Origin of the sequence: Corynebacterium sp. HMSC076D02 (assembly GCF_001813815.1) — a bacterium.
Taxonomy (GTDB): domain Bacteria; phylum Actinomycetota; class Actinomycetes; order Mycobacteriales; family Mycobacteriaceae; genus Corynebacterium; species Corynebacterium simulans.
This window is the reverse complement of sequence record NZ_KV814043.1, coordinates 283,345-285,585: the sequence shown is the minus strand read 5'-3', so window position 1 is coordinate 285,585 and position 2,241 is coordinate 283,345. Positions and strand designations below refer to the sequence as shown.

Annotated in this window: 2 protein-coding genes and 1 pseudogene; 1 reads left to right on the top strand and 2 read right to left on the bottom strand. The window is 51.4% G+C overall.

Annotation, left to right across the window (positions count from 1 at the left end):
* A pseudogene (locus HMPREF2935_RS13490) lies at positions 1 to 670 on the top strand (conjugal transfer protein TraA); the annotation flags it as partial.
* Between the two features lie 80 nt (positions 671 to 750).
* Here HMPREF2935_RS13490 and HMPREF2935_RS03595 read toward each other — a convergent pair.
* The gene (locus HMPREF2935_RS03595; protein ID WP_070456048.1) at positions 751 to 987 is read right to left on the bottom strand and encodes a peptide transporter; all 237 of its coding nucleotides are present in this window, start codon (positions 985 to 987) and stop codon (positions 751 to 753) included.
* A 171-nt stretch (positions 988 to 1,158) separates the two neighbouring features.
* Entirely contained in the window at positions 1,159 to 1,593 is a 435-nt protein-coding gene (locus HMPREF2935_RS12615) for a ParA family protein (protein WP_246817775.1), read from the bottom strand.
* Positions 1,594 to 2,241: the final 648 nt, after the last annotated feature.

Genomic DNA, 2,241 nt, shown 5'->3' with positions numbered 1-2,241 from the left:
TCAGCAAGCTATTGAAGAGGCCGGATGTAGCTTGCCGGAGACAGGTCTGTGGGATGAAATCTGCTACCGCGCCGACGACACAGAAGAATGGGACAAGCGCCTAAACGCTGCCGCACAACACGACAGCGAGCACGCCCACAATCTTCAACAACGCCTCGATTCGATTCGCCGAGAGAAGACGGACTGGGCTGACCGCGCAGACATCGCCACACGCTTGCGCGCAGAGGAAGTCCCCAACGATGTTGCCGACCATGCAGGCTACATCGCTGATGAAGTCAACCTACTTGCCGCACAACGCACCTATGAACTACGCCGCCTGGGCTTAGACGAGCCAGCACAAGAGGCAATCCGCGACATGGTCGCAGAAACCATTGCTGCTGCCTACGAACCAGACAATGACGAGACTCACCACGATGAGCAAGACACCGCCGTCCAGAACACCGTAGGGGAAGAGCAACCTGCACCCGAGACCACACCAGAAGAGGAAAACGCCGACAACACTCAAGACGAAGACACCAGCGGACTGAACGAAGGTGCGCGAGCAAGCCTCGACTTCCTCGCCAGCCTCGGCCTAGGTGGAGAGCAGCAAAGTGTTACCAGCGACAGCGACACTACCGACGAACAAGCACCCGCTGATGAGCTTGAAGAAGAACAAGGCCCAGAGCTTTAGAAAACAGCGAGGTCAGAGCGCTAGAAGGAATAAATGTATATACCTACATACACATGTGTGTAGGTATATACACCAGTTAATCAGCTTCTTTCTTCGAGCCATCGTGTTGCCCACTCTTCAAAAAGTTGGGAGATGCTCTTCTCTTCTTCCACTGCAGCGAGTTTGAGTTCTTTAATCAATTGTCGATCACGGACGTACAACTGAAGACGTGTCGCTTTATCATTAGCTTGAGCGAACATCTTTGTTGAGGGCGAGCTCTCCGACCTATTTCCAGGTGATTCTTCCCGTGCCTTATTCTTAGCCTTTGGAATTGCCATCGTTTACCCCTTACTCCTCAAATGCTGCGATTACTTCTCGGGCCAAAGAATCCCACACCTTCGTACTGCTGGGCCTTGTTTCGAAGGCACGCCGTGTAGCCGCCCTAGTTGGGATGACTGTTTCAGCAAGCGCTGCAGTCTCATCACCCTCCAGCTCGGCATGGACTTCATCTAGAAGTTTTCCCTCCTGTCGACATTCGACAGAACAACTGCTGTTGGTGTCCCCATTTCTATTAGCCAAGAAAGCGTTACCTGAGTTCGATCAATATCCATCGGGGAAACACCAGTGGGAAGAAGGACTAAATCGGCAGCCTCGGCGCTTTCGGTTATGAAAGCTAAACCACCTGGAGGGGAATCGACTATAAGAAAGTCCGGATTGTTCCCCTTTCTGACAACTCCAGAGAAATCACTTGAGCTGTGGACAGATTCGATAGGAAATGGAAAATCCTTCACTTTGGTTGCCCATCGGGTAGCAGATTGCTGGGGATCGCCGTCTGCGATTGCAACGGTATACCCCATCTGCCGAATTGCCTCTGCGAGCATCACTGAAAGTGTGGTCTTCCCTGTCCCGCCCTTCGACTGAATCACGGAAATTACTCGAGTCATGACGCAAGAATAGCTTCAGGGATATTTTATCTAAGTAGCGACATGCGCATGTGTGTATATCATGCTATGTGGTCGATGGTCACTGATAGCAGTTAACCTAAAAGGGACTCTCTGCATGCACATATACAGATATGCGCATACTTCAAAGTTTAGCCGCTAAGCACCTACTGGAAGATGTTTCGGTTGCGGGCGCGCGTGAAGGCGGTATAGTTTTGGGTGTCCGCAACGCGCTTCCCCCGGCGCATAGCCGGACGGAAGGAAAACAAAAAGCCACGACTCCTGCACCCCGCAGGTGGCTTCTCCCCAGTGCTTCCAACGACGAGAAGCACTGGGGAGTTTCCTTTGTCACTGGAAGCCAAGAATTAAGATCCGTCAACCTGCCGGAAATAAGCACAGCCGTGAAATCTAGTCCGCAAAAAGATGCAGATTGGGTTTAGGCGGAAAACTAGATCCATCTAAACCCAATCTGCATAAGTCCGAAACATGCGCTCTAACTATCTTGGCATCTTCCGCTCTTTTGGTTCCCAAAGGAGAATCTTCCCAAGATTAACGGTAACCTTCACTGCTATCCTGCGTCTCCTTCATAAGGGAATTAATCCAATCAGCATACGGGAAGATATCTGAGTGCCACATCTTCCCACCCCTACG

Coding starts and splice junctions, on each gene's coding strand:
- HMPREF2935_RS12615 (WP_246817775.1), bottom strand. CDS start 1,593: ATGACTCGAGTAATTTCCGTGATTCAGTCGAAGGGCGGGACAGGGAAG.
- HMPREF2935_RS03595 (WP_070456048.1), bottom strand. CDS start 987: ATGGCAATTCCAAAGGCTAAGAATAAGGCACGGGAAGAATCACCTGGA.